Raw genomic sequence first — 26,663 nt, forward strand, 5'->3', positions numbered from 1 at the left:
ACCCCGTGTTAAACAAGTTTCCAGTTTGGAAGTATTTACTTGTTTTAGCTGTGGTAGCCATTGGCCTTTTATATGCCTCTCCAAACTTGTATGGTCGTGATCCGGCTATACAAGTTTCAGGTGCTAAAGGCGCTGATGTAGATCTCAGTGTTGTAGACAAAGTAAACGCAATCCTTGAAAAAAATAATGTAACCGCTAAATCGACAATACTTGAAGATGGGCAAATTTTAGTTCGTTTAAAAAATGTTGAAGAACAGCTTAAAGCGCATGACTTACTGCGTGATTCGCTGAGCGACGATTACATTTCTGCTATTAATATGGCACCTGCTCAACCAGCTTGGTTAAAAGCGGTTGGTGGTAACCCTATGAAGCTAGGTCTTGATTTAAGTGGTGGCGTACATTTCACCATGGAAATCGACATGGCAACAGCGGTTGATAACCAGCTTGAGCAAATGGAACAAGATTTTCGTAGCGACCTGCGCGAAGAAAAACTACGTTACCGTAGTGTTCGACGTGTAGCCGGCTCTGAGCGTATGCGTGTAGAAATGCGTACCGAGGAAGATAAAAATGCAGCTGAAAGCGTTTTAGAAACTCGCTACCCACTAAACGTTTACATTGATGACAGCAGTAACGATAAAGCATTTTTTGCGACGATGAGTGAGCAAAAACTCAAAGGAATTCGTGACTACGCTATCAAGCAAAATGAAACGATTATTCGTAACCGTATCAACCAAATTGGTGTTGCAGAACCTAACGTACAACGCCAAGGCGCTGAGCGTATTATTGTTCAACTACCAGGTATTCAAGACACAGCACGCGCTAAAGAAATTTTAGGCGCAACAGCAACACTTGAATTTCGCGAAGTAGACGAAAACGCTGATATCAGCGCTGCTGCTCAAGGTCGTATCCCAGCGGGTACTGAAATGATCATGAGCCGCGACGGTTACCCTGTTGTACTTAAAAAGCGTATTATTCTAGAAGGCAGTCATATTACTGGCGCGCAATCTGGCGCTGATGAATACCAACGCCCGCAAGTGAGTATTACGCTCGATAGCAAAGGTGGGGCAAAAATGAATGCCTTTACCAAACGTGCTATTGGTAAGCGTATGGCAACGGTATTTATTGAATATAAGCCATCAGGTAAAAAAGATGCAGACGGTAAAGCGCTTCCGCCTATTAAGGTTGAAGAAGTTATTAACGTAGCAACAATTCAAGCACGTCTTGATCGCTCGTTCCGTATTACAGGTATCGATAACCCAGCTGAAGCACATAACTTAAGTTTGCTACTTCGTGCAGGTGCGCTTGTAGCACCAATTCAAATTGTTGAAGAGCGCACTGTAGGTCCAAGTTTAGGTCAAGAAAATATTGAAGCGGGTATGACTGCGGTTGCACTTGGTTTTGCGTTTGTACTTGTGTTTATGCTTGTGTACTACAAAGGCTTTGGTATGGTTGCAAACCTTGCTCTTGCGGCTAACTTAGTACTGATTGTTGGTGTTATGTCTTTAATTCCAGGCGCTACACTTACGCTACCTGGTATTGCCGGTATTGTATTAACGGTAGGTATGGCGGTTGATGCTAACGTACTTATTTTTGAACGTATCCGTGAAGAGCTAGCCGATGGCCGAAGCCCTCAACAAGCAATTCATTTTGGCTACGATAGCGCATTTAGCACTATATTCGATGCCAACATCACCACGCTAATTGCTGCCATTATACTGTTTGCAGTAGGTACCGGCCCAATAGCGGGCTTTGCAGTAACACTTGCGATTGGTATTTTAACTTCAATGTTTACAGCCATCGTTGGTACCCGTGCGGTAATCAACTTATTTGTTGGTGGTAAACGTATTGATAAACTTTCGATTTAAGGAGCTGACATGCAAATTTTAAGTTTGGGTAGTAGAACCCTTCGTTTCATGTCTCTTCGAAAAGTGGCTATGGGTTTTTCGACGTTATTAATTTTAGCGTCGTTTGCATCAATTTTTGTTAAGGGCCTAAACTTTGGTTTAGATTTTACCGGCGGTACGGCGGTAGAAGTGGGTTTTTCACAACCGGCTGATCTTAAAAAAGTACGTGATGCACTAGCTGATAATGGTTTTGCTGATGCATCAGTGCAGCTATTTGGTTCAAGCCAAGAGATTTTAGTTCGCTTAGCACCACGCGGTAGCGATGTAAAAGCTGAAGTGATTGGTAACCAAGTAATTGATGCGCTTAAAAAAGCAGACGACAGCGTAGTAATGCGCCGTATTGAGTTTGTGGGCCCAAGTGTAGGTGAAGACTTAAAAGAGCAGGGTGGCCTTGCCATGTTAACTGCACTTATTTGTATCTTAATCTACGTTGCATTTCGTTTTGAATGGCGCTTTGCTGTGGGTGCGGTAGGTGCACTACTACACGATGTTATTATTACTGTGGGTTTATTTTCGATATTAGGTTTAGAGTTTGATTTAACTATATTAGCGGCAATTCTTGCGGTAATAGGTTATTCACTTAACGATACGATTGTTGTATCTGACCGTATACGTGAAAACTTCCGCAAAGTGCGCATTGACGATACTGTAGAAATTATTGATATTTCACTTACGCAAACACTTAATCGTACACTTGTAACATCAATCACGACTATTTTAGTATTGATTGCTTTGTTTGCATGGGGCGGACAAACCATTCATGGCTTTGCAACTGCATTGCTATTTGGTGTGTTTATTGGTACTTATTCTTCGATTTATGTTGCGAGCTCTGTTGCTATAGCAATGGGCGTAAGCAAAGAAGACTTAATACCAGAAGTAATTGAAAAAGAAGGTGCAGACCTAGACGCAATGCCGTAATGGTTTTGTAACTACTTTAAAAAACCGCTCATTGAGCGGTTTTTTATTGCCTGTAATATATTTATGCTCACGATTGTTTTAGCTTTACTGTGCAAGTATGAATAAACAGTGCTAACTTTGTAGAGCACGCCATGAGTGTAACGTCGTACTATGTATTTAAAATAAGTATTAATAGCGCGGTTATTAATAAGTACAGTTACATAATATCGTCATCTTATATTTAGGCGCTGGAAGCTATTTAGCTTAAATAACGCGATAATTTAAACTATCAATAATAACTGTTAAAACTACCGATAATAACTAAGGTGATAATTATGTTGCCATTAAAGTATTTGATTAACGTAGTAAGTTTGTTTGTATGCAGCGCTTTAGCGAGTGAGGTAAATATCGTAAATGTAGCCCAGGAGCAGCGTGTGCAATATGCTCGTGACGACTACCTTAACGAGCTATTAGAAAAAGCATTGGTTAGCGCACAATACCCTGCAGAGATTAACCCCGTTTTAATTCATCCCCATCAACAACGTACTTTAATAGCACTAGATACAAAAAATTTAGATTTATACTGGAGTATGAGCAGTCCCGAAAGAGAGTCTTTAGCTATTGCGATTAAAATCCCATTATTTAAAGGCTACATAGGTAAAAGGGCACTATTAACAAGTAAGAACAGCATTGCTAGATTTAAAGGTATTACTAGCTTAGGGCAGTTAGGTAAGCTTTCTGCGGTGCAAGGTCATGATTGGCCAGATACAAAAATAATGGCATTTAATGGCTTGCATATAAGACCGTTTGCAAATTATCAGGCTATGTTTGCCTTAACAAGTGCAGGGCGTATTGATTACTTTCCACGTTCATTCATCGAGGTTAATTCAGAGCTAGCGGCAAATAAAGAAAGCAACCTAGTGATAGTACCTAACTTATATATAAGTTACCCAACAGGATTTTATTATTTTGTATCAAATAGTAAGCCAGAGCTTGCAGTGGCAATTGAAAAAGGGCTTAAAATAATGCAAAAAAATGGTGAGTTTGATACGTTGTTTGATGAATACTTTGCGAAGGATTTAAATACATTACCTTACGAAAAAGGTAAAACAGTAGAACTCAAGCTAGATAATCCTTATTTTTAGACACAAAAAAAGGAGCCTGAGCTCCTTTTTAGCATGCTATTAATAGCATCAAATTAGCGAAGTAACGACTCAGTTAGTACTGGACGAATTTCACGAATAATTGCTTGAGTCAATTTTGGTGAACCACAGATAATATTGCCGCTGTGGTTATAGTTATTACCACCAGCGAAATCTACAACCATACCGCCCGCTTCTTTAACCATAAGTTCGCCTGCAGCAGAGTTCCAAGGTTTTAAACCAATTTCAAAAAATCCATCAACACGACCAGCTGCAACGTATGCCATATCTAAAGCAGAACAACCTGCGCGGCGAATGTCTGCAGTGTGTACAAACAATGCTTTAAACGCTTCAGTGTATGCGTCCATGTGGTTTTTGTTTTTGAAAGGGAAGCCAGTAGCAAGTACAGTGCCTGCAAGGACCGTCGTTTTGCTAACACGTAGACGTTTGCTGTTTAACTGAGTGCCTTGTCCGCGAGACGCAGTGAAAAGCTCGCCACGAATTGGATCATAAATAACAGCTTGGTCTAAACGACCTTTAACTTTAAGTGCGATAGAAACCGCGTAATGAGGGATACCTTTGATGAAGTTAGTTGTTCCATCGATAGGATCTACAATCCATTGGTAATCATCATCCTTGCCTTTATGCTCACCTAATTCCTCACCAACAATAGAGTGAGTAGGGTAAGACTGTAAAATAGTGTCACGAATTACGGCTTCGGCTTCTTTATCAATGTTAGTTACTAAGTCGTTAGCGCCTTTTTGTTGCACTTCAACTTTTGATAAATCTTCACTTGCGCGAAGTAAAATTTTGCCTGCGTTGCGCGCAGCGCGAACCGCAATGTTTAACATTGGATGCATGGTATTACCTTTGGGTTGTAAAAGAACGTTTATATATTTCAGCCGGCGTATTTTAGCGACTTTTGACATAAAGTAAACAATAAACCCCAAATACTTATGTTTGTTTTTTATACAAGATTGAAATGTGTATATATTTTTAAAAAATAATAATGAGCAATTAATAAGTCATTATGTTCCTTTATGTGTTTATTAAATCGAATTAATTTTAAATAACGCTTTACCTAAAGTTAGCTTGAGGTTTTATCGTGCTCCTAACTTAATTGATAGGACAACATTATGCATTTAGAGCACGTAAACTTAGTCGCGAGTGATATAGGTAGCATGCTTAAATTTTATCGCGCTGTATTTCCACATTGGTCGATTAGAAGTGAGGGCAGAGGCGATTGGCATGGAAAACCAAGACGCTGGGTACACTTTGGAGATGACACGCATTACATTGCGATAAGCGATCATGGTGAGGGTGAAAACAGAAACTTATCGGGCCATCAAATTGGTTTTGCACACTTTGCTTATGTAACTAATAATTTAAGCGCAGTAGTAATGCGCTTAAATAAAGTGGGTTTTACTCTAAGCAAGCAAGGTAGCGAGAATCCTTTCAGAAAGAATGTCTACTTTATTGATCCCGCCGGGTTTGAGGTGGAATTTGTAGAGTATTTAAGTGACATACCAAGCGAGCGAAATAACGATTTATAATAAAATACCAAGCAGCACGCTAAAGTGCTGCTACTCAATTATAGTTAGCGGCTATTATTACCCGTGCCAAACTGGGTTTTTAGCTCATTTGCAAAGCTCATAAATTTTTCTTTAATTGTGCGCTTTATTTTTACTTCAACCGATCCCATAACTGCCTTTCCTTCAATATGAATAGTAGGACCTTGGCGTTTGTTAAGCGACACAGATTTATTTTCAAGACTACTTAAAATACAAAACATTTTAGACACTACATTTACATGCTCTGGTACGTAAATCTCATCGCTACCAAAAATACAGTTAACGTGAATAGTTACATTTTGATGCGCAAAAATGGCATCGGTAAAATCTAGCACCACCGATCCCATAAAGTTACTCAAATATATATTCTTTGGCACGACCCACTGACCGCTTCGCTCGTTAGAGCCTAAAATGCTGCGTAATGTAAAATCATCATCACTGTTTTGTTGTGCACTATAATGTGGTGTAAATTGCGATTGTTTTTCTGCTTTATATTGCTGATCAGTATTAAGTGTTAAATCTTCTACTAAGGCTAAAAGAGCTTCGTTATTAGGTGCATCCATCGCGTTATCTAAGCGTCTCTCAAATGCATCAACAGAAATAACCCCATGACTGTAATTATAAATTAATTGATCAATTACTTGTTCGCGTACTTGCTCTATTGGGCGGTCTTCGACTTTTACAGACATGGGGCATTCCTTATTATATTTACTATTAATACAGCTCTTGATGTTTATATGCAAAGCACGCACCAAATATAATAACCTTAATTATCAATGATTTAATTTTAAATGATGTTTTATGTTTTGTTATATTAACGATAGATTAACCAAAAATGCAATTATCTAGTTATTTTCACTATTTGAGAAAGTTTTACCGAGTAGCCTGTAAATAGTTACACAGCTATAGATAGTGCCTTATCCCAAAGTTACATCAAGTTATTGAAATATATATATAAATAAAGTTGGCCTAAAGCTCGCATTAGTTAAAGTGTCTTTAATCAAAAGGAGAAAGATTATGAAAACATTTAACAAATCTATTATCGCGGCTTTAGTTCTTGGTACTACGGCTATGGGTGCCCAAGCAAACAGCTGGGAAAACGAAAGTAAAGATGCTTGGATTGATGGTAAGGCAGAAACAGTTCTACTTATGAACACTAATCTAAACAACTTTGACATTAACACTGATGTAAAAAATGGCAAGGTAGTACTTACAGGTAAAGTTAATAGCGAGCTTGATAAAGAGCTAGCAGAAGAACTTGTACTTAGCCTAGATGGCGTATCTGATGTTGAAAACAGCCTTACCGTTGTTAAAAGCATGGACACAAAAGATAGAAGCAAAGACATGATGGACGATGATGATAACGACTTAACGGACGCTAAAATCACCACTGTAATCACAACTCGCTTCCTGTTTGATTCAGAAGTTGGTGGTACAGACATCGATGTTGATACCGACAATGGTATTGTAACTCTGAACGGTTCAGTAGAGTCTGAAGCTGAAAAACAACTAGCAGTTAAAATTGCTAAAAATGCTGAAGATGTTCGTGACGTAGTTGATAAACTAGCTATTGTTGCTGAATAATACAGTATAGTTAAGGCCCACTAACACTGGGCTTTACGTCTTTTTAATGCTTAATTTAAATGGAGTTTAGTCATGGATATTATTCGTATAATACTTTCGGTTTTATTACCGCCATTAGGTGTGTTTTTGCAAGTTGGCTTAGGTATGCATTTTTGGTTAAATATTTTATTAACACTGCTAGGTTATTTCCCAGGGTTAATACATGCAATCTACATTATTGCGAAAAAATAATGACAGATTATATATTGTGTAAGCCGACTACTGAGGTTTAGCTAAATAAAAACTTCAGTACTGATCGGCTCACAATATCAGTTTTTAAAGTAAATATTTTTTATCAAAATCTAATTTTTAATTGACTCAAACTAAGTGATTTATTTCTTGTAACTCACTCCCAACATTCCCTCAGCCACACCTATCGTTTACTTCAATTAAGCTTTCTAACTAACAGCAGTGTTCTGATTCTGTATTGATGCCATTTAGGAAGTCTTTAACATTAGTTTGTTTATATATCTACAATACGCGATTAATTACTCTATTATTAAGTGGCAATATTACCATCACTTCTAGTGTTATCATTAAACCAAGTTTTTACGCATATTGAGGTAGCTAATTGAATATTCGACTTATACTGTCAGGCGTTGTGTCATTCGTTTTTTATTTTAGTTGGGCCTACTGGGCAAATAGTTCGGCAGATATTGCTAAATCTGTCACGTTTCAAGCTGCATTAGTACAAGGTTTGTATAGTGGATTTGTAACGCTGTTTTTTACTTTTATTTTAGAAAAGGTCGTCAACAAGTATAAGTCTAGTTATGTAACGCTTGCGTTTGTAACTCCAATTATTTGTATGTTTCATTCTAAAACACCACAAAACGTAGCAATACGACAAAGCTTCAATAATGCAATTAACTCTAGCGCCTCGTATTTAGGTAACAAAAAAATAGCAGGTGTACTTTTTGCGCCTATTATTCCGATTACTGTTCAATCGAGCTTAGTGATTATGGTGAATGTAATTAATCAGACACCTAATTTGGCACTTACAGTAGCCCCAAGCATATTTTTTACAGCCTTGTATGCCTACACATATATGTTAGCTTTACTTAAAAAAGTAGAGCGTTAAATATAAAAGACTACATGTGGGGGGAAGGTTTTTATAATTTAATGCAGAAAATATCATGGGAAATATCTTACATTTTATGCTTATACCCACCTAAAAGATTACTATTTAAGCAGTTAGCTTACTGATTGTTAAAATAAAGGTGTTTGGTAGTGACAAGCACCTAAAAAGTTTTTATACTGCAACCCGCTTTAGTCGCTCTGTGACTGAACGCTTCAAAAATTAACTGCCTAGCAGTTATATAAAAGTTGGCCCCTTAGCTCAGTTGGTTAGAGCACACGACTCATAATCGTTAGGTCCCCAGTTCGAGTCTGGGAGGGGCCACCACTTTTACAAACTTTCCAAAAAAATACCTACTCAAATTATTTAATGCTACATGAATTTAATATCGTGTAATTTATTATTCTTTATTTACCCCTAATAATAAATATAATTTAAATAAAGTTAATCCATAGATTAAGCTAAGCTTTCTTAAATTTGAAAGAGTGCGAATGCACTATTAAATTCCAGCGTTAGATCGGACGCTATTCATGCTCTGTCTTGTAAATAATAATGAGCTGCATCTGATTTCAGAATACAAAAAAAGCCCCTATTGGGGCTTTTTACTTGCTAGTGTTTACTTCTATTGCTCAAAACTACAAGAGTTAACTAATTTTTACGGTATATCTCATGCTCAATATCGTAAATATTTACGCTTAGGCTGTCTGATGCTCTGCAGTATGTTTTTAAGCATGAAAGTAGCAGTTCGCTTAACATTTGTTTTTGCTCAATTGAGCGCCCAGCCAATATATGTACCGCGATATGTATAAACCCTGATTTTCCTGCGCCAAGTTGATATTGCTGATAAGCAATAGCGCGCGTTTTTATGGTTTCTAACTCAAATAAATCGCTTTCAAAGGCGGTATTGTGAATTTTTTCTACGAGAACTTGTGGTAATACAGGGAGGTCTTCTGAGTGTTCAATAATAATGTGCGGCATTTAGGCGTTTCCTATTATGAGTTACTGCATGAGCGAGAGTTAATTGTATCAAATACAACAGGGTTCGCTAAACCCTGAGCTATCTAAAATCTTTACTTTAAACTAATTTAGTCGTATTTATTTTTGATGTTAGTATAAAAACATACAGGTGAACCTTCGCTTAGTAACGTAGGTGCTAAGTTACTTATATATTAATTAAGGATAAGTATGAAATTACCACAAAAATTTAAACGTTTAGTTTTACTTGCAGGTGCTGTTGTTACATTAAGTGCTTGCTCTGATGATGTTGCGTCGGTAAGTCTTGGGTTATTTACAACTAAAGATGTTGTAGTTAATTCGCAGCAAGATCCAATCCTTGAAGGCGTTACTTGTCATATTAGTCATATAGAGGCTAATTTGGATTTTTCTGATCCCTCTGATATGTCTATAGCGTGTCGTCAAACGGGGCCTATTACAGCGCAGCAGCTACAAAAAATAGACCGCAGTAAATCAGGTGAAGTGATATTCAAATCATCTAAAAGTATATTATTTAAATCACTAAAAGTGCGCCGTATTTACGATGCTGAGAATCGTACTTTATTGTACTTATCGTACTCAACTAAAGAATCCAGTGGTAGCCACCACCATGCGCTATCAACAGTGCCGCTATACAATACTCAAGCGTGGGATTGGGCGCTTACACAGAAAGACTAAACTAGCACTAAAACTTATAAGAGCACCTTATGTTAGCTTTATTTAAATCGGCACCTTTATTGGAAGATCAAGAGCAGCAATGGCTTATTGATACATTTATTTGGGCTGTAGAAAATTTTGATGCTGAGTTTTTTACAAAGCAAACACAAATAATACTGCCAACGGCCACTTTTTTCCCTGATTCGGTATCGAGCATTGAGGAAATGGCGAGTAATGTTTTTACCCGCGTTACTAATTACGCGGGTATGGATGCATGGCCTATTCAATTAGTCGCACCTCAGCAGTTACAACCACAAGTTTTTCCGCACTTTGAATTTAGTGATGAAATACGTGGCGAAGGCAGCCACCTAATTGTGCCGCCAAGCCATAAGGTCAGTATCTCTTTTAACCCTAATCAGATTAATCAGCCACAAGATTTAGTGGCAAGTTATGCGGGTACTCTGGCCACCATACTTATCCATCACGTTGGGGTGCTACCGCCAGGCGGTAGGGAGTATTTACCACAAGCTGCCGATGCACTTGCTTGTTTTTTAGGATTTGGTGTGATGATGACCAACACGGTGTATCAGTTTAAAGGCGGTTGTGGCTCTTGTTATAATCCATACGCTAACCGTGAAGCTAAGTTAAGTGAAACACATACGGTATTTATGCATGCCCTGATTAGTTACTTTAAAAACGATAAAGTGTCTAAAAAACATTTAAAGCCGCATTTACGTGGTCAGTTCAAAAAAGCACAAAAAGAAATTAAAGCATTGGTAAATAACTCGGCTAACCCGCTGTTATTAGCTTATTCGCCAAACTAGCAAGGATCTGCGTGGAATACTTAGATGAATTTTTACTGATTGTTATTGCTCATTTTTTTGCAGTAGCAAGCCCAGGGCCTGACTTTGCCGTAGTACTTAAGCAAAGTGTGCAACAAGGAAGGCGCAATGCATTGTGGACAAGCGCCGGTGTTGGCGCTGCTATTTTACTGCACGTTGCCTATTGCGTTTTAGGTGTTGCGCTTATTTTAACGCAATCGCCTAGTTTATTTATGGCGCTTAAGTATCTTGCCGGTGCATATTTAGCTTATTTAGGCGTACAAGCACTCAGAGCTGCAAAACCTACAGCAAGTAATGAAGGCGAGGCTGCAAAAGATGTTGAAAACAAAACCGTTCAAGAGGAACCTGTTTGGCTTGCTTTTAGGCGCGGCTTTTTCACAAATGCATTAAACCCAAAAGCCACGTTATTTTTTATGTCGTTATTTACACTCGTGATTAGCCCAACAACACCGACTAGCGTACAGATCGGTTACGGTGTGTACATGGCACTGGCTACTTGGGCGTGGTTTTCAATGCTTTCAATAATACTTTCTAGAAATAATGTAAGGGGTTTTTTCCAACAACGCGGTTATTGGTTTGACCGTGGAATTGGCGTTATTTTAATTGCCCTTGCAGTACGTGTTGTTATTTAACTTATTTAAAAAGTACAGGAGATAAAATGCCGTTATATAATTTTTCGTTTGGCTCTAATATGTCATCTAATCGTTTGTTAGCGCGCTTACCTAATGTAAAGCGTGTAGGAACAGCGGTACTTAAAGGTTACGAGCTAACTTTTGATATGCTATTTAAAGATGGCTCTGGCAAATGTAGTATTTGCCCAAGCGATAAAGAAGGCGCGCTGGTTTACGGCGTTATTTATGAGCTTAATGAAGATGAAAAAGTTATTTTAGATGGTATTGAGGGCGTAGGTTACGACTGCGTAGATATAGCCCCAACGCTTCTAACGGGTGAGACTGTAACTGCACATTGTTATATAGCTAATACCCATGACAGCGATGTACTCCCATACGATTGGTACATAAAACACGTTCATCGCGGATCACTTGAAGCGGGCGTACCAAAAGAATACAGTGATGCGATATTAAATCGCGCACAAAAAAGCGATACCAATCAAGAGCGCGCAGCAATTGAATTTGCAGTTCATCAAAAATAATAAAATAGGATTGATATGAAATTAACCAAACTTGCCGCAATTGCACTACTAGCAGGCACTACGTTTAGCAGCTGGGCACAAGTTGATACCAACAAAATTGACGACGTTATTAAAGCCTCAATGGCGCGTTTTGACGTACCCGGCATGGCAGTCGCCATTGTTGAAAACGATAAAGTGATATTTGCTAAAGGCTTTGGTGTAACTAATCTCGATACCAGCAAAAAAGTAAACAAAGACACCTTGTTTGGTATTGCTTCAAACACGAAAGCGTTTACAACAGCAGCGCTTGCCAAGTTGGTTGATGAGGGGAAGTTAAGCTGGGATGACCGCGTAATTGATCATTTACCAGAGTTTAGATTATACGACTCATACGTAACACGCGAAATGCGTATTCGTGATTTATTAAGTCACCGCAGTGGGCTAGGGCTTGGGCAAGGCGATTTAATGATTTGGCCAAGTACCGACAAGTCAGTTGATGAAATTTTAGCGGGATTACAGTATTTAAAACCAGCGAGCAGTTTTCGTAGTAAGTACGCTTATAACAACCTGATGTTTGTTACCGCTGGTGAAGTGGTTGCACGTGTGTCGGGGATGAGCTGGAACGATTACATCGAAAAAAATATATTACAACCGCTACACATGGACAACTCACGCGCAGGCTTTTCACGTATTCCAAAAAGTAATAAAAACTGGGCGACAGGTCATATTCCTATGGATGGCACGCTTCATCCATTTTTTGTGAATTACCTAGAAGATTTTAGAGGCGCAGGTGCCATTGCTTCAAGTGTAAACGACATGAGCCAATGGCTTCGTACGCAATTAGCAGGCGGTAAAATGCCAAGTGGCGAGCAGCTGTTTAGCGAAAAGCAACAAGCGCAAATGTGGCACCCACATATTACGTCTATGGCGTCTAAAAGTGCGTTTGAATCGTATCATCAGCAGTTTAGAGGTTATGGATTAGGTTGGAGCATTGAAGACTACCACGGCTTTAAAAAGCTAGGTCATGGCGGTGGTATTTTAGGAATGGTATCGCAAGTTACTTTATTGCCTGAGAAAAAACTTGGTATTGTTATTTTATCTAATCAACAAGCTTTCGGTGCACTTTCGGCAGTAACCCATGAAGTACTTGAAGATGCGCTTGAGCTTGAAGATAAAGACTGGGTAGAGGATTTAGCTAAAAGTCATTTTGAAGGTAAACAACAGGCGTACGCTAATGCAAAACCAGAAGCCCCCGCTGACTACCAACCACAATTACCAAACATTAATTACACCGGTACATTACACGATGATTGGTATGGCGATGTAATTATTGAACAACTTGATAGTAAATTGCATATTGATTTTACGCATACTAAGCGCTTAAAAGGCACACTTGAGCATTACACTGGTAATACATTTATAGTTAAGTGGGATGAAAAGCTGCTTGAAGCGGATGCGTTTATTCGTTTTGAAATGAGCTCACAAAATCGTGTAAACAGCGCTAAAATGCGTGCAGTATCAACACAAGTTACCGACTTTAGCTTTGATTTTAGAAACCTGCATTTAAAAGCAAAATAGCTAATAATATTGATATTCAAGGTATCGATATTTAAAGTATCAATATAAACCAAAGTCGCAAAGCCACCCGTCGGTGGCTTTGTTATATTAAGCATTCAATTTACTTTGGCTAGGAGCATTTTATGCGTACTGCAGTTATTTCACACCCTCATTGCCGTAAACATAAAATGATAGACGACCATCCTGAGTGCCCAGAGCGCTTAGATGCAATTACCGACAGATTATTAGCCAGCGGTGTAGATGTTGGCTTAACACACCTGCAAGCACCTAAGGCCGAGCGTGAGCATTATTTACTTGCTCACGATGAAGCTTTAGTTAAGCACGTAGAAACTACACTACCAACAGAAGGGCTCGCTAATTTAGATGGCGATACGTGGCTGTGCCCCGATTCGTTTAAAGCGATTGAGCGGGCAGTAGGTGCCGGATTGTTAGCTGTTGACGAAATACTTGCTGATAAACTCGATGCTGCTTTTTGTTCTGTGCGCCCGCCAGGGCATCATGCTAATAAAGATTCATCATCTGGGTTTTGTGTGTTTAATAACTTAGCTATTGCCGTTAAGTACGCACAAAGCAAAGGGATTAAGCGGATTGCGATTGCTGACTTTGATGTACACCATGGGAATGGCACACAAGACATTTTTATTGATGACGAAAACGTACTGCTTTGTTCGTTATTTCAGTATCCGTTTTATCCTAATACAGCGGTTAAAAATAATAGTCATATAGTTAATTCACCTCTGCCAATTGCTAGTAATGGCGACGACCTAAAAGAGGTGTTTACTGGGCAATGGTTACCAAAATTAAAAGCGTTTAAGCCTGAATTACTTTTTATAAGCGCAGGGTTTGATGCACACCTAGAAGATGATATGGCGAGCTTAAAGTTTGTAGAGGATGACTACATTTGGCTTACCGAGCAACTATGTGGTGTTGCTAAAGAGGGCGGCTGCAAAGGTGTTATTTCGTATTTAGAAGGTGGCTATGCGCTATCAGCTTTAGGTCGCAGTGCTGTAGCGCATATAAAAGTGCTTACTGAGGTTTAAATAAAGAGAGTGTTTATAGCCCTAATAAATTAAACGCCTGCGCTGTGCTTAGGGTTTTGATTTTACCAAGGCAGCATTGTCCTTCATTTAATAAGTAAGCTGTAACAAGCTGTGCTAGTTGCTCGCCATTCAATTCAGGGCAAGCAGTGCCTTGTAAATTAAGGTAGTCACCTTGCTTATTAAGTACTCGCACATCGCTTAGTTCACTTTGCATAACGCTGTGTAAGCACTCTTGTTGCTCTTGTTGGTTATGGGCTATCTCAAGCTCATTATAAATAACCAATAACTGTGGGTAGCTGTTTAACATAGCCCGTTAGCCTACGGTTACTTCATAAGACGTAAATTTACGAATATTAATAACGCCTTTTTCAAAAATTAAGTACTGGCCTTTAATACCTTGTAAAACACCACTTACAACAGGGTCTTTATCAAAGTTAAATGAGCTGATTTTTGTTGGGTATTCGGTTACTGGAAAGTTTAAATCAACCACATCTTCATCAAGTTGTTCTATTGCTGTTGCGCCAAATAATTCACTGAGCTCGTTTAGCTTTTCACTAATTTGTGGGATCAGCTCGGCTGCAGCTGCTTTTAAGTCAATTGCTTCGTTTTGACCTTTTAGCATATTGCGCCAATTCGTTTTATCGGCAATAAATTCAGCCAATGCAACTTCCACTAAACCTGATTGCAGGCGGGTTTGCACTTTAAAAATAGGTAATGCCTGAGTAGCGCCTTGATCAACCCAACGAGTCGGTATTTGTGTGTGGCGGGTAATACCTACTTTTAAGCCAGAGGTGTTAGCGAGATATACATAGTGCGGAATCATGCAGTTTTCTTCGCCCCACTGTGGCTCTCGGCAAGTACCTTGATCGTAGTGGCAGGTTTCTGGTTTCATAATACACATATCGCAACTAGCGAGCTTGCGCATGCATACAAAACAGTGACCTTGAGAATAGCTTTTTTTGGTTTTTTTACCGCAGTTAGAACATAAAATAGTGCCACTAAAGGTAAGCGTAAGCTCCTTACCTATAAATGCATTTAAGTCTACTAGGTGTTCACCTACAGGTAAGTGATATTGTACTGGTTCGGTTAAGCTCGATTTTAATTTACGCAGTGTGCCTTGCATCTTTACTTGGCCCCTAAAGATGTTAAAAAGAGGAGTCTAACATTTTTAAGCTATATTGGCTTTTTAAGAAGTGTAAATAGTCGGTGTAAGGCAGTGCTTTTGCGTATAAATAACCTTGGGCGCAATCAGCATTCATATCTTTGAGCAAGTGATGGATTTCTTGGGTTTCTACCCCCTCAATTGTTATTGATAAATTGAGGTTATGCGCCATATCAATGGCTGTTTGTACAATAACCTGGTGAGTAGGGTTATTAGGTAAATCAAAAACAAATGACTTATCTATTTTAAGTTCACTAAAGTGATAATTGACTAAGTAGCTAAGTGACGCATAGCCTGTCCCAAAGTCATCCAGTACTACTTTAATACCTAATGCGGTTAGCTCATCAACTAACTTTATAAGTGCATCCTGGCTATCTACGAAGGCCGATTCGGTTAGTTCAAATTTAAGTAACTGTGCCGGCACTTGGTATTTAATTAAAATATTTTCTACTTTTTCGGCTAAGTTATTTATAGTTAAGTTTTTAGCGCTTAAATTTACGCTAATTGTGTGCTCGTTATAGCCATTTTTTGTAAGCTTGACTATGTCTTTACAGGCTTGCTCTATTACCCACAGTGTTAGCTCGTTAATAATGCCTGTGTGCTCAGCAAGTATTATTAGTTCTTCAATTGATAAGTTGCTGTAAGCTGGGTCGGGCCAACGTAATAAAGCTTCAGCACCACTTACGTGGTTACTTAATAAGTTTATTTGAGGTTGGTAATAAAGTGCCAGTTGATTTGTTTTGATGGCTTGTTGCAGCTTAGCGGCTAGAGCAACGTCCATCATTAGATTATTACCGTTTGACGATGACCCAACTTGATTAACGCTACCTTTTGCTTTTTTAAGCGCTAAATAACCACGCTTTAACCAATATTCAAAGTCGTTACTCTTACCTGCACTACTAATACCTATACTGTAACTAAGCTGCAGGTTTAGCCCTTTAATTTCATATTGTTTTGGTAGGCTGCTAATTATTTTAGTCAGTAGTGCTTCTAGCATTTCTTGGTTTTGTGTTTTAGTAGAAATACAGGCAAATACGCCACTGCTTAAATCGGCTAAGCGTGGGCTGGTGTTTAAATCTGTTTCGAGGTTTGTAAATTCGCGTTCATGGCTGAGTTCTAATTCAAGCTCTTTGGCTACATGCTTTATAAGTGTGTAGCCCTGAGAAGAGGTAATAATAGTATTGAGCGAATTAAAGTGACGTATTTTTATTAAACATAAAGTTGTTGAGCGGTTTTGGCTTTGTAGCGCCATAAATGCTTGTTTTAGCTTGGAGCTATTAAGTAACTTTGTTTGTTGTGTGTGCGTGGCATGGTAAAGCGCACGTTCGCGCTGATACCTTACTCGGTCAGCTAACGCCATTGCCATTAAAATAACTTCGCACAAAATAGCCATTAAAAAGGCATGGCGGGAGGTAAAGCTATAAGCCAAAAAGCCAGTGAGCTCCATAGGCTGTATTACCGCACCAAATATCAGCGGTATCCACGAAAGTACATAAAACTTAGCCCACCTAAAGCCGCTACGTAGCTTGTTATAAATTAAAATAATACAAACAACGTATAAAAGTGCCATTACACAAAAAAACAACGGGGCTGCAATGTACTCAGGAATAAATAGACTAGCTATAGCCATTACTGACATAAACAAAAGCAGTTTTACGCTCATTTTGTATCGCCAGCAATTGTCCTTGTGATAGCGTAAAAACATAGTACAAAAGGCGAGAGTGAAAAATGATATTGCGTAGTTAAAAAATATGACTTTTTCGTGAATATATAACTGCCATTGCACTGGCCATAAATAAAATCCAAAACCAAGCACTGCACCCAATAAGGTTAACGCACTAATGATATAGCCAATATAAATTAAATAAACACGGTCTTTTATGCCAAAATAAAGCACCAAGTTATAAAGCGCAGCCATCAATAGCACGCCTACAAAAATACCCCAGATCCCAGTTTGAGAGCGCACTAAGTCAATAAACTCTTTATCACGATATAAGTTTACAGGTGTTTTACTTATGCCGACTGTGTCTATTTTCATTACTAGGCGTTGTGATGATTTTCTTTCTACTAAAAAACGAATATGCGGTACGCTGTATTCAAACAAAGAGAGGGCTTCTTCTTTATCGCCGAGTTTGTATGTTTCAATTAGTTTGTTGTTTTTATCGAGGCGATAAATCGTAAGGTGATCGACCATAGGGTTGTCAAAATGTGCCACAACATTTTGCTTGTTAAGGCTTTTATTTTCTAAATCAAGAAACAACCAATAGTTTTGCTGGCTAAAACTCCATGGAACATCTGAAAATGGTTGATGAGTAAGTAACTCAGGTTGGTTAATAATGGTATCGAATGTTTTAGTTTTGGTTTCGTCAATATAGTAGGCGTAATCGAGGTACATTGGAGCCGTTTTATCAATTGTATATCGTGTAGGCACGACAAGGTTTGATGCCAATGTACTGATTATAAAAAATATAAATATCAGTATGGCAACAGCAATTGCATGGTAACGTAAAGTTCTTAGTTCCAACGTTAATTTACTTTTAAAAAACCTTTTAATTAGTGTAGCACTAAAAAAGCGCAGATAAACTGCGCTTTTGTAGTTAAATTAACTGGTTATACCAATGAATAGGTATTACAGGCTATTGCTCGCGTGCAATAGCACGGTAAGCTATATCAGTACGATATTCCATACCATCCCAGCTAATTTGTTTAACAAGCTCATAGGCGCGCTGCTGCGCTTGCGTAACGGTGTTACCAAGTGCTGTTGCGCATAATACGCGACCGCCTGCGGTTACAACGTCATTGCCACTTTGTTTAGTGCCTGCATGAAACACTTTTTCACCCGCAGGGTAATCAACTTTTAGCCCCGAAATTGCATCACCTTTAGGGTAATCACCAGGGTAACCTTTAGCTGCAAGTACAACACCAACGGCTGCGCGTGGGTCAAACTTAATCGTTGTTTTATCAAGTTCTACACGGTTAGCAGCTTCAATCAATTCAACTAGGTCTGATTGTAGACGTAGCATCATTGGTTGAGTTTCAGGGTCGCCAAAGCGACAGTTGTACTCAATTACTTTAGGGGTACCTGTTTCGTCAATCATCAAACCTGCGTATAAAAAACCGGTGTACGGATGGCCTTCGCTTGCCATCCCTTCTACCGTAGGGTAGATCACTTCGTTCATAATACGCTGGTGGATTTCATCCGTAACAACTGGCGCTGGTGAATATGCACCCATGCCACCCGTATTAGGACCTGCATCACCATTATATGCACGTTTATGATCTTGGCTTGTTGCAAAAGGTAATACGTTTTTGCCATCAACCATTACAATGAAAGACGCTTCTTCACCGTCTAAAAATTCTTCAATAACAACACGGCTTCCCGCATCGCCAAAAGCATTACCTGCAAGCATATCGCGAATAGCATCTTCGGCATCGGCTTCCGTCATTGCTACAATTACGCCTTTACCCGCAGCTAAACCATCAGCTTTTACAACAATTGGGGCGCCTTTTTCTTTTAAATAAGCAAGGGCTGGGTCAATTTGTTCAAACGTTTGATAATCGCCTGATGGAATATTGTGGCGTGCTAAAAAATCTTTAGTAAACGATTTAGAGCCTTCAAGCTGGGCTGCGCCTGCCGTTGGGCCAAAAATAGCCATGTTATGTTCACGAAACTTATCAACAACACCCAGTACTAACGGTATTTCTGGACCTACAATAGTAAGCTCTACATTGTTTTGCTGTGCAAAACTAAGTAAACCCTCTAAGTCGTCAACGTTTATTGCTACGTTTTCAAGTTTTGGTTCAAGTGCAGTACCTGCATTACCAGGGGCTACAAATACAGTATTTACTTTGGTGTTTTGAGCGGCTTTAAACGCAAGTGCGTGTTCGCGGCCGCCGCTGCCAATGACTAAAACATTCATGGCGAAAATTCCTATTTAAAGCGGTTTCTTAAATTTCAGCGTCATGCGGTCGCTTTCACCAATGGCTTTATATTTGTCAGCATCTTGTTCGCCGAGTCTTAAGCTTGGTGGTAGCGTCCATACACCTTTAGGGTGATCGGCTGTATCTTTTGGATTTGTATTTATTTCACTGCTTGCTACTAATTCAAACCCAGCTTGTTTAGCAAGGTCTACTACGTAGCTCTGCTTCATATAACCTGATGTTTTTTGATCTTCGTCAGCACGCTCTTCAGCTAAACGGTGTTCAACTAAACCTAATGTACCACCTGGTTTAAGGGCTTTATAAAAAGCTTGGAATGCACTTAATGCACCGCTTTTATCTTTGCCCATATACCAGTTATGTACATTACGGAAAGTTAAAACCATATCGGCACTGCCAGCTGGCGCAATATCTAAATGTGTTACAGGTGCAAACTCAGTAATTTTAACGCTACTAAAGCGCTCATCTTCAGCTACTTTTTGTTTAAAGCCCGCAAGAGAGCGTTGGTAGTAGCCAACTGATGAATCAGCAGGAAAGTGCGCGGCATAATAAGTGCCTTGCTCTTTTAGTGCTGGCGCTAAAATTTCACTATACCAACCACCGCCTGGCGCAATTTCAACAACTGTCATAGTTGGTTTAAAGCCAAAAAATGCTAGTGTTTGAGCCGGGTGACGATATTCGTCACGAACGCTGTTTTTAGCGCTACGTTCGCTTGATTGAAGTGCATGCTCGAGGCTCGATTCGTGGTTATGGCTAAGCGCCATAGTCGATGTCATCGTTAGTGTGGCTACAAGTAGCGATTTTAGCGCAAATTTCATTGTTTGTTCCTTCACATTATAATTTTAAATAGGTTATTGAATAATCAGAATACGTGAATTTATAGCAAACAAAAAGGGTTAAACCAACGTTTAACCCTTCGTGTGATTAGTGGCGGAAATGGCGCATACCAGTAAGTACCATTGCCATGCCAGCTTCATCAGCAGCTGCAATCACTTCTTCATCACGCATTGAGCCACCTGGCTGAATTACCGCAGTAATACCAGCGGCTGCTGCTGCGTCAATTCCATCACGGAATGGGAAGAATGCATCAGACGCCATAACTGAACCTTTAACTTCAAGGTTTTCGTCTGCAGCTTTTATGCCTGCAATTTTAGCTGAGTATACGCGGCTCATTTGGCCTGCGCCTACACCAATGGTCATACCGTCACGGGCATAAACAATTGCGTTTGATTTAACAAACTTAGCTACTTTCCAGCAAAATAGTAAATCTTTAAGCTCTTGCTCTGTAGGTTGACGTTTAGAAACAACTTTTAAATCGCCTTGCGTTACCATGCCTAAATCGCGGTCTTGAACTAAAATACCGCCGTTAACGCGTTTAATATCTTGGCCAGCGGCTTTACCTGTCCACTGTCCACATTCTAATAAACGAACGTTCTTTTTAGCTTCAACAATTTTTGCAGCGTCGCTCGAAATACTAGGTGCGATAATTACTTCAACAAACTGACGGTCAACAATTGCTTGTGCCGTTGCTGCATCTAGCTCTCGGTTAAAGGCAATAATGCCACCAAATGCTGATGTAGGGTCTGTTTTAAAAGCGCGCTCGTATGCTTGTAGAATATTGTCCCCAATTGAAACACCACACGGGTTAGCATGTTTTACAATTACGCACGCAGGTACGTCAAATTCTTTAACACATTCAAGTGCTGCATCGGTATCTGCAATGTTGTTAAACGAAAGGGCCTTACCTTGCAATTGAGTTGCTGTTGCAACTGATGCTTCAGCAATGTCACTTTCAACATAAAAAGCAGCATCTTGATGTGAGTTTTCACCGTAACGCATATCTTGCTTTTTAGTGAACTGCATATTGATAGTACGTGGGAATTTAGTCTCTACAGCAGCTTCCTCGGTGTAATCAGGAACCATTTTACCGAAGTAGTTAGCAATCATGCCATCGTATGCGGCAGTGTGCTCGTAAGCTGCAATCGCTAAGTCAAAACGTGTTTTATATGTAGTAGAGCCATTATTGTTTTGCATTTCACTAATAACACGGTCGTAGTCACTCGCGTTTACCACGATTGTTACGTCTTTGTGGTTTTTAGCGGCTGCACGAACCATTGTAGGGCCGCCAATATCAATATTTTCAATAGCATCTTCAAGGCTGCAGTTTTCTTGAGCGACTGTATTCGCAAAGGGGTATAAGTTAACTACAACTATGTCGATAGCAGAAATGTTGTTATCTGCCATTACGCTTTCATCTTGTCCGCGACGGGCTAATATGCCGCCGTGAATTTTTGGGTGAAGAGTTTTTACGCGACCATCCATGATTTCAGGGTGGCCTGTGTGATCTGATACTTCAGTCACTTTTATGCCGTTATCAGCAAGTAGTTTACATGTGCCGCCAGTTGATAATATATCAACGCCTTGCGCTTCTAGTGCGCGGGCAAATTCAACAATACCGGTTTTATCAGACACACTTAATAGTGCGCGACGAATGGGACGATGAGTATCCATTGTAGTTTGATTTCCTCAGTTAATGAGCTAGCTTAGAAGCGGGCATTTTAACTGATTACAACTCAAAAAACGACTTATAAAGCGCCGATGAGGGTGAGCATTTTGCAACTCGGCTATTAAACTACGGGCATAAAAAAAGCACCCTAGGGTGCTTTTTTAATAATTAGCTGTGATAAATCACAGCCAGCATATTAGTTCATGCCGTATTTTTTAAGCTTTTTACGTAAAGTACCACGGTTGATACCTAGTAAAATTGCTGCACGAGTTTGGTTACCACGTGTATATGTCATCACTTCTTCAAGTAATGGCGCTTCTAGCTCTGAAAGAACAAGGTCGTAAACGTCTTGCACATCTTGACCGTTAAGCTGCTTTAAATAGTGGTGAACAGCTTTTTTTACTGCATCACGCAATGGCTGCGGTTTCTCGTGTGACTGAACATGAGGGTTAGTGATAAATGGAGAAGTCACGTTTTGTTCGAACATTATTAAGTCTCTTTCTTTCTTAGTTAGCTGCTAGTGTTTTAAAGTATTGCTCTAATGCGACGACCTGTGCTTGTGGGTTGTCGAGCGCATTAAATACTCGCCTAAACTGACCATCACTGTCATGGGTTTGCAAATACCAAGATACATGTTTGCGAGCAATTCGCGCTCCCATTGGCTCACCGTAAAACAGATGGAGGTTTGTTAAATGCTCCATTAAAATACTGCGCACCTCTGCAATAGCAGGCGGCTGTAAGTGTTCCCCAGTTCGCAAATAGTGGTCTATCTCCCTAAATATCCAAGGGCGACCTTGGGCGGCTCGGCCAATCATAATGGCATCTGCACCCGTATAGTCTAAAACCTGTTTTGCTTTTTCTGGTGATGTAATATCACCATTGGCAACAACAGGAATCGACACTGAACGTTTTATATCCCTAATCGTGGCGTACTCAGCATCACCTTTGTACATACATGCGCGCGTACGCCCATGTACAGCAAGTGATGCAATGCCATAACGTTCAGCTATTCTCGCAATCTCTACACCATTACGGTTATCCGGATCCCATCCTGTACGGATTTTAAGTGTCACAGGTATATCAACAGCATTAACGACTGCATCAATAATCTCTTCCACAAGTTCAGGAAACTGTAATAAGGCAGAGCCTGCGAGTTTCTTGTTCACTTTTTTTGCTGGGCACCCCATATTGATATCTATGATCTGTGCACCGTTAGCAACATTGAATTGTGCGGCCTGCGCCATAAGCTCAGGATCTGCTCCTGCAATTTGCACAGCGCGTATACCCGACTCACCGCTGTGATCCATACGGTTCATCGACTTTTCCGTTTTCCAAACCTTAGGATTAGACGATAGCATTTCAGACACAGCAAGCCCCGCGCCTAAACGACGGCAAAGTTGTCTAAATGGTCTGTCTGTAATGCCAGCCATTGGCGCGACAATTACATTATTCTCAAGTTGGTATTTACCGATACGCACTATATTCAATAGGCCTCTTTTCAAGGGGCGCTAAGTTTACGGTTTTTTTCACAAAAATCAAAGGCTATAAATTGAACAAAAGTAACTTTTTTTTGCCCTTTTCGTATTGACATTTGATAACCACATGACAAGTAGGTTGATTTGTTTGAAATTTATACAAGTTTTATTTTTTACACAATAATCAGAAAACTTTTAATATGTAAAAAAATAGTAAAGCCTGTTAAATACAGGCTTTACATGCAGGTTTTGAGTTAATGCTCTAAATTTGGTTATGCAGTTTATTACGCTTTTTTAGTGCCACTTACTCGAGTCCAATCACCTTCAACGGCAATATCATCTAGTTCAATAAACGGTGCATAAATATCAGCAACTGATTGTGCTTGTTCTTCTAAAATACCCGACATGGCAATTTTGCCGCCAGGCTTTAATAAACCTAAAATTACACTGTGCAATTCACGAAGTGGCTGGGCTAATATATTTGCCACTACTATGTCGGCGGTAAACTCAGGTTGGTTTTCTGGAAGGTATACTTCAAGTTTGTCTGCAACGCCATTGCGGTTAGCATTATCGAGGCTTGCCTCAAGCGCTTGAGGATCAATATCAATCCCAATCATGCGCTCTGCGCCTAGTTTTATAGCTGCAATACCTAAAATGCCTGAGCCACAACCAAAATCAACAACCGTTTTACCTGTTAGATCTTGGCTTTCTAACCACTTAAGACACAAGGCCGTTGTTGCATGTGTGCCCGTACCAAAAGCAAGGCCAGGGTCAAGCAGTACATTTACTGCATCAGGATCTGGAATGTCGCGCCAGCTTGGACAAATCCATAGTCTTTCACCAAATTGAATAGGGTGGAAGTTATCCATCCATTCACGTTCCCAGTCTTTATCCTCAAGCTGCTCTATTTTGTATACTAAATTGTCTTTTAGTTCATCATGGCGTTTCAATAACGCAACGACTGCATTCATATCGTGATTAGCTTCAAACAAGCCAATTACTGTTGTATCAGCCCAAAATACAACGGTGCCAATTTTGGGTTCGTAAATAGGGGTGTCTTTTGCGTCAATAAAGGTTACTGAAGCACTACCCGCTTCCATTAATAGGTCACTTACTGCATCTGCTGTTGCAGCATTGGCGTTAATACGAATTTGGATCCAAGCCATGATTATTTCCTTCAAATAGAAAAAAGGCCGCTATAGCGGCCTTTTTAGTTTATATAGTAGCGCTAAATTATTTAGCGTCTAAAAAGCTTTTCAGTAAATCTGAGCGAGAAGGGTGGCGTAATTTACGCAGCGCTTTCGCTTCTATTTGACGAATACGTTCACGTGTTACGTCAAACTGTTTACCTACTTCTTCTAAGGTGTGGTCGGTATTCATATCAATACCAAAACGCATACGTAGTACTTTAGCTTCACGGGCTGTTAGGCCTGCAAGTACATCGTTAGTTGCGCCACGAAGAGACTCCATTGTTGCCGAATCAATTGGCGAATCAATAGTTGTATCTTCGATAAAGTCACCTAAGTGAGAATCTTCATCATCACCGATTGGTGTTTCCATTGAAATTGGCTCTTTAGCAATCTTAAGTACCTTACGGATTTTATCCTCAGGCATCATCATGCGTTCTGCTAATTCTTCTGGATTTGGCTCACGACCCATTTCTTGTAACATTTGACGAGAAATACGGTTAAGTTTATTAATCGTTTCAATCATATGTACTGGAATACGGATTGTTCTTGCTTGGTCAGCAATAGAGCGAGTGATTGCTTGACGTATCCACCACGTAGCATAAGTAGAGAACTTATAACCACGGCGATATTCAAACTTATCAACTGCTTTCATCAGACCAATGTTACCTTCTTGAATTAAATCCAAGAATTGTAAGCCACGGTTTGTATATTTTTTAGCAATTGAGATTACAAGACGTAAGTTAGCTTCAACCATTTCTTTTTTCGCACGGCGTGCTTTCGCTTCACCAATGCTCATTCGACGGTTAATGTCTTTAATACGCTCAATGCTTAAACCTGTTGTTTGTTCAATAACAGATAGTTTATTAATGCTACGAATGATTTCTGGCTTAACTTCTTCAAGTTTAGCTGAGTATTTTTCGTTACCTGAAATTTCTAAATCAACCCACGAAGCGTCAGTTTCGTTATTAGCAAAATGCTTAACGAATGTTTTCTTCGGTAATTTAGCAATTTGTACAGCTTGTTTCATGATTAGACGTTCTTGAACGCGAACACGATCCATCATTTCACGCATGTTATTTACCATGCGGTCAAACTGTTTAGGTATTAATTTAAAGGTTCTGAAAAGCTCACCAATTTCAAAAATGGCGGCTTGTGATTCAGGATGCGAACGACCTTTAGCTTCAAACGTATCACGTGCTTTATTGTATAAATCACGTAAATTTTCAAAATGAATGCGCGCTTCTTCAGGATCTGGCCCTGTGTCTACTTCTTCTTCATCTTCGTCATCGCTATCAGCATCATCTTTGTCATCTTTATCGTCATCAAGTTGCTTAGCACTTAATTCTGAACCGATATTAGTTGCTGAAATTGGCGCTGTATCTTCATTAGGATCGATAAATCCAACGATGATATCGCTTAAACGCATTTCTTCAGCTTCAAACTTATCCCACTGCTCTAGCAGGTAAGTGATTGCTTCAGGGTACTCTGCAACAGAAATCTGTACTTGGTTAATGCCTTCTTCGATACGTTTAGCGATTACAATTTCGCCTTCACGTGTAAGAAGTTCAACAGTACCCATTTCACGCATGTACATGCGAACCGGATCCGTTGTACGGCCGATTTCTTTTTCTACAGTCGCAAGGGCTGCAGCGGCAGCTTCAGCTGCGTCTTCGTCTGTCGTTGTTTCTTGCATCATTAATTCATCAGCATCAGGCGCGTTTTCGCTAACCTTGATACCCATATCATTAATCATGCTTATGATATCTTCTACTTGATCTGAGTCTATAATGTCTTGTGGAAGGTGATCATTTACTTCTGCAAAAGTTAAGTAGCCTTGCTCTTTACCTTTTTGAATCAGAAGTTTTAATTGTGACTGAGGAGTTGGATCCATAGAGATTGTTTCTTCCACTCTGATAAGTTGATACAACAGGCGCCAT

26 protein-coding genes and 1 tRNA gene are annotated in these 26,663 nt (G+C 39.6%); 14 read left to right on the top strand and 13 right to left on the bottom strand.

Annotated features, from left to right (window positions below; all coding sequences use genetic code 11):
- Positions 1–5 precede the first annotated feature (5 nt).
- The 3 genes from secD to I6E85_RS03745 all read left to right on the top strand — a co-directional run bounded on the left by secD (position 6) and on the right by I6E85_RS03745 (position 3,946).
- Positions 6–1,865 carry a protein translocase subunit SecD gene (gene secD, locus I6E85_RS03735; protein WP_024590594.1) on the top strand — a complete coding sequence of 620 codons (1,860 nt, stop codon included), beginning with the start codon at positions 6–8 and terminating at the stop codon, positions 1,863–1,865.
- Between the two features lie 9 nt (positions 1,866–1,874).
- Positions 1,875–2,822 carry a protein translocase subunit SecF gene (secF, locus tag I6E85_RS03740; RefSeq protein ID WP_024590595.1) on the top strand — a complete coding sequence of 316 codons (948 nt, stop codon included), beginning with the start codon at positions 1,875–1,877 and terminating at the stop codon, positions 2,820–2,822.
- Between the two features lie 314 nt (positions 2,823–3,136).
- A complete protein-coding gene (locus tag I6E85_RS03745) occupies positions 3,137–3,946 on the top strand; it encodes an ABC transporter substrate-binding protein (protein WP_024590596.1) in 810 nt (269 codons plus the stop codon).
- A 53-nt stretch (positions 3,947–3,999) separates the two neighbouring features.
- Here the strand turns inward: I6E85_RS03745 and suhB are convergent, their stop codons facing one another.
- Complete coding sequence (gene suhB, locus I6E85_RS03750) at positions 4,000–4,803, bottom strand: inositol-1-monophosphatase (RefSeq protein WP_002957826.1); 804 nt, start codon at positions 4,801–4,803, stop codon at positions 4,000–4,002.
- 276 nt (positions 4,804–5,079) lie between these two features.
- Here suhB and I6E85_RS03755 point away from each other — a divergent pair, with 276 nt between their 5' ends.
- Complete coding sequence (locus I6E85_RS03755; protein WP_101164315.1) at positions 5,080–5,496, top strand: VOC family protein; 417 nt, start codon at positions 5,080–5,082, stop codon at positions 5,494–5,496.
- Positions 5,497–5,540: 44 nt separating this feature from the next.
- On the opposite strand, the gene I6E85_RS03760 is transcribed toward I6E85_RS03755, so the two are convergent.
- Entirely contained in the window at positions 5,541–6,203 is a 663-nt protein-coding gene (locus tag I6E85_RS03760; protein WP_101164314.1) for a LiaF domain-containing protein, read from the bottom strand.
- Between the two features lie 328 nt (positions 6,204–6,531).
- On the opposite strand from I6E85_RS03760, the gene I6E85_RS03765 reads away from it, so the two are divergent.
- The 4 genes from I6E85_RS03765 (at position 6,532) to I6E85_RS03780 (ending at position 8,539) form a co-directional block, all read left to right on the top strand.
- The gene (locus I6E85_RS03765) at positions 6,532–7,098 is read left to right on the top strand and encodes a BON domain-containing protein (protein WP_101162740.1); all 567 of its coding nucleotides are present in this window, start codon (positions 6,532–6,534) and stop codon (positions 7,096–7,098) included.
- 72 nt (positions 7,099–7,170) lie between these two features.
- Positions 7,171–7,329: a YqaE/Pmp3 family membrane protein gene (locus tag I6E85_RS03770; protein WP_002957822.1), complete on the top strand. Its 159-nt coding sequence runs from the start codon at positions 7,171–7,173 to the stop codon at positions 7,327–7,329.
- Positions 7,330–7,708: 379 nt separating this feature from the next.
- Positions 7,709–8,215: a hypothetical protein gene (locus I6E85_RS03775; RefSeq protein ID WP_101162741.1), complete on the top strand. Its 507-nt coding sequence runs from the start codon at positions 7,709–7,711 to the stop codon at positions 8,213–8,215.
- Between the two features lie 247 nt (positions 8,216–8,462).
- Positions 8,463–8,539: transfer RNA gene (locus tag I6E85_RS03780), tRNA-Ile, on the top strand.
- Between the two features lie 321 nt (positions 8,540–8,860).
- Here the strand turns inward: I6E85_RS03780 and I6E85_RS03785 are convergent.
- On the bottom strand, positions 8,861–9,190 hold the full coding sequence (locus I6E85_RS03785) for a 5-carboxymethyl-2-hydroxymuconate Delta-isomerase (protein WP_024590599.1): 330 nt from the start codon (positions 9,188–9,190) through the stop codon (positions 8,861–8,863).
- Positions 9,191–9,397: 207 nt separating this feature from the next.
- Between I6E85_RS03785 and I6E85_RS03790 the strand changes: the two genes are divergently transcribed.
- From I6E85_RS03790 to I6E85_RS03815, 6 genes are all read left to right on the top strand, one after another.
- Positions 9,398–9,883 (top strand): CreA family protein, encoded by a 486-nt coding sequence (locus tag I6E85_RS03790; protein WP_024590600.1) that lies wholly within the window; start codon positions 9,398–9,400, stop codon positions 9,881–9,883.
- Between the two features lie 29 nt (positions 9,884–9,912).
- Complete coding sequence (locus tag I6E85_RS03795; RefSeq protein WP_024590601.1) at positions 9,913–10,686, top strand: hypothetical protein; 774 nt, start codon at positions 9,913–9,915, stop codon at positions 10,684–10,686.
- 11 nt (positions 10,687–10,697) lie between these two features.
- The gene (locus I6E85_RS03800) at positions 10,698–11,336 is read left to right on the top strand and encodes a LysE family translocator (RefSeq protein WP_024590602.1); all 639 of its coding nucleotides are present in this window, start codon (positions 10,698–10,700) and stop codon (positions 11,334–11,336) included.
- Positions 11,337–11,362: 26 nt separating this feature from the next.
- Complete coding sequence (locus tag I6E85_RS03805) at positions 11,363–11,857, top strand: gamma-glutamylcyclotransferase family protein (RefSeq protein WP_007586500.1); 495 nt, start codon at positions 11,363–11,365, stop codon at positions 11,855–11,857.
- Positions 11,858–11,872: 15 nt separating this feature from the next.
- The gene (locus I6E85_RS03810) at positions 11,873–13,414 is read left to right on the top strand and encodes a serine hydrolase (protein ID WP_024590603.1); all 1,542 of its coding nucleotides are present in this window, start codon (positions 11,873–11,875) and stop codon (positions 13,412–13,414) included.
- 122 nt (positions 13,415–13,536) lie between these two features.
- On the top strand, positions 13,537–14,454 hold the full coding sequence (locus I6E85_RS03815; protein WP_024590604.1) for a histone deacetylase family protein: 918 nt from the start codon (positions 13,537–13,539) through the stop codon (positions 14,452–14,454).
- A gap of 13 nt (positions 14,455–14,467) precedes the next feature.
- Here the strand turns inward: I6E85_RS03815 and I6E85_RS03820 are convergent, their stop codons facing one another.
- The 10 genes from I6E85_RS03820 to rpoD form a co-directional block, all read right to left on the bottom strand.
- Positions 14,468–14,761 carry a hypothetical protein gene (locus tag I6E85_RS03820; RefSeq protein ID WP_024590605.1) on the bottom strand — a complete coding sequence of 98 codons (294 nt, stop codon included), beginning with the start codon at positions 14,759–14,761 and terminating at the stop codon, positions 14,468–14,470.
- Positions 14,762–14,767: 6 nt separating this feature from the next.
- The gene (locus I6E85_RS03825; RefSeq protein WP_010553372.1) at positions 14,768–15,577 is read right to left on the bottom strand and encodes a DUF2797 domain-containing protein; all 810 of its coding nucleotides are present in this window, start codon (positions 15,575–15,577) and stop codon (positions 14,768–14,770) included.
- Between the two features lie 22 nt (positions 15,578–15,599).
- Positions 15,600–18,140 (bottom strand): EAL domain-containing protein, encoded by a 2,541-nt coding sequence (locus I6E85_RS03830; protein WP_024590606.1) that lies wholly within the window; start codon positions 18,138–18,140, stop codon positions 15,600–15,602.
- Between the two features lie 112 nt (positions 18,141–18,252).
- Positions 18,253–19,536 carry a phosphoribosylamine--glycine ligase gene (purD, locus tag I6E85_RS03835; RefSeq protein ID WP_024590607.1) on the bottom strand — a complete coding sequence of 428 codons (1,284 nt, stop codon included), beginning with the start codon at positions 19,534–19,536 and terminating at the stop codon, positions 18,253–18,255.
- Between the two features lie 15 nt (positions 19,537–19,551).
- Positions 19,552–20,373, bottom strand: a complete 822-nt coding sequence (locus I6E85_RS03840) for a class I SAM-dependent methyltransferase (protein ID WP_024590608.1) — start codon at positions 20,371–20,373, stop codon at positions 19,552–19,554.
- A 106-nt stretch (positions 20,374–20,479) separates the two neighbouring features.
- Entirely contained in the window at positions 20,480–22,066 is a 1,587-nt protein-coding gene (gene purH, locus I6E85_RS03845) for a bifunctional phosphoribosylaminoimidazolecarboxamide formyltransferase/IMP cyclohydrolase (protein ID WP_007586526.1), read from the bottom strand.
- Positions 22,067–22,257: 191 nt separating this feature from the next.
- The gene (gene fis / locus I6E85_RS03850; RefSeq protein ID WP_002957804.1) at positions 22,258–22,548 is read right to left on the bottom strand and encodes a DNA-binding transcriptional regulator Fis; all 291 of its coding nucleotides are present in this window, start codon (positions 22,546–22,548) and stop codon (positions 22,258–22,260) included.
- A gap of 19 nt (positions 22,549–22,567) precedes the next feature.
- On the bottom strand, positions 22,568–23,539 hold the full coding sequence (gene dusB, locus I6E85_RS03855; protein WP_010553368.1) for a tRNA dihydrouridine synthase DusB: 972 nt from the start codon (positions 23,537–23,539) through the stop codon (positions 22,568–22,570).
- 281 nt (positions 23,540–23,820) lie between these two features.
- The gene (gene prmA / locus I6E85_RS03860) at positions 23,821–24,702 is read right to left on the bottom strand and encodes a 50S ribosomal protein L11 methyltransferase (RefSeq protein ID WP_024590609.1); all 882 of its coding nucleotides are present in this window, start codon (positions 24,700–24,702) and stop codon (positions 23,821–23,823) included.
- Between the two features lie 67 nt (positions 24,703–24,769).
- Entirely contained in the window at positions 24,770–26,617 is a 1,848-nt protein-coding gene (gene rpoD / locus I6E85_RS03865) for an RNA polymerase sigma factor RpoD (protein WP_007586533.1), read from the bottom strand.
- Between the last annotated feature and the right edge of the window lie 46 nt (positions 26,618–26,663).

Origin of the sequence: Pseudoalteromonas sp. NZS71, from assembly GCF_015864715.1 — a bacterium.
Classification (GTDB): domain Bacteria; phylum Pseudomonadota; class Gammaproteobacteria; order Enterobacterales; family Alteromonadaceae; genus Pseudoalteromonas; species Pseudoalteromonas arctica.

Excerpts from the sequence above, each read along its gene's own strand:
- I6E85_RS03840 (WP_024590608.1), bottom strand. The coding sequence starts at position 20,373 with ATGAAATTTGCGCTAAAATCGCTACTTGTAGCCACACTAACGATGACA.
- I6E85_RS03760 (WP_101164314.1), bottom strand. The coding sequence starts at position 6,203 with ATGTCTGTAAAAGTCGAAGACCGCCCAATAGAGCAAGTACGCGAACAA.
- I6E85_RS03785 (WP_024590599.1), bottom strand. The coding sequence starts at position 9,190 with ATGCCGCACATTATTATTGAACACTCAGAAGACCTCCCTGTATTACCA.
- I6E85_RS03755 (WP_101164315.1), top strand. The coding sequence starts at position 5,080 with ATGCATTTAGAGCACGTAAACTTAGTCGCGAGTGATATAGGTAGCATG.
- fis (WP_002957804.1), bottom strand. The coding sequence starts at position 22,548 with ATGTTCGAACAAAACGTGACTTCTCCATTTATCACTAACCCTCATGTT.
- I6E85_RS03815 (WP_024590604.1), top strand. The coding sequence starts at position 13,537 with ATGCGTACTGCAGTTATTTCACACCCTCATTGCCGTAAACATAAAATG.
- I6E85_RS03745 (WP_024590596.1), top strand. The coding sequence starts at position 3,137 with ATGTTGCCATTAAAGTATTTGATTAACGTAGTAAGTTTGTTTGTATGC.
- I6E85_RS03770 (WP_002957822.1), top strand. The coding sequence starts at position 7,171 with ATGGATATTATTCGTATAATACTTTCGGTTTTATTACCGCCATTAGGT.
- rpoD (WP_007586533.1), bottom strand. The coding sequence starts at position 26,617 with ATGGATCCAACTCCTCAGTCACAATTAAAACTTCTGATTCAAAAAGGT.
- I6E85_RS03790 (WP_024590600.1), top strand. The coding sequence starts at position 9,398 with ATGAAATTACCACAAAAATTTAAACGTTTAGTTTTACTTGCAGGTGCT.
- I6E85_RS03810 (WP_024590603.1), top strand. The coding sequence starts at position 11,873 with ATGAAATTAACCAAACTTGCCGCAATTGCACTACTAGCAGGCACTACG.
- prmA (WP_024590609.1), bottom strand. The coding sequence starts at position 24,702 with ATGGCTTGGATCCAAATTCGTATTAACGCCAATGCTGCAACAGCAGAT.
- I6E85_RS03805 (WP_007586500.1), top strand. The coding sequence starts at position 11,363 with ATGCCGTTATATAATTTTTCGTTTGGCTCTAATATGTCATCTAATCGT.
- purD (WP_024590607.1), bottom strand. The coding sequence starts at position 19,536 with ATGAATGTTTTAGTCATTGGCAGCGGCGGCCGCGAACACGCACTTGCG.
- I6E85_RS03820 (WP_024590605.1), bottom strand. The coding sequence starts at position 14,761 with ATGTTAAACAGCTACCCACAGTTATTGGTTATTTATAATGAGCTTGAG.
- purH (WP_007586526.1), bottom strand. The coding sequence starts at position 22,066 with ATGGATACTCATCGTCCCATTCGTCGCGCACTATTAAGTGTGTCTGAT.
- suhB (WP_002957826.1), bottom strand. The coding sequence starts at position 4,803 with ATGCATCCAATGTTAAACATTGCGGTTCGCGCTGCGCGCAACGCAGGC.
- secF (WP_024590595.1), top strand. The coding sequence starts at position 1,875 with ATGCAAATTTTAAGTTTGGGTAGTAGAACCCTTCGTTTCATGTCTCTT.
- I6E85_RS03825 (WP_010553372.1), bottom strand. The coding sequence starts at position 15,577 with ATGCAAGGCACACTGCGTAAATTAAAATCGAGCTTAACCGAACCAGTA.
- I6E85_RS03765 (WP_101162740.1), top strand. The coding sequence starts at position 6,532 with ATGAAAACATTTAACAAATCTATTATCGCGGCTTTAGTTCTTGGTACT.
- I6E85_RS03795 (WP_024590601.1), top strand. The coding sequence starts at position 9,913 with ATGTTAGCTTTATTTAAATCGGCACCTTTATTGGAAGATCAAGAGCAG.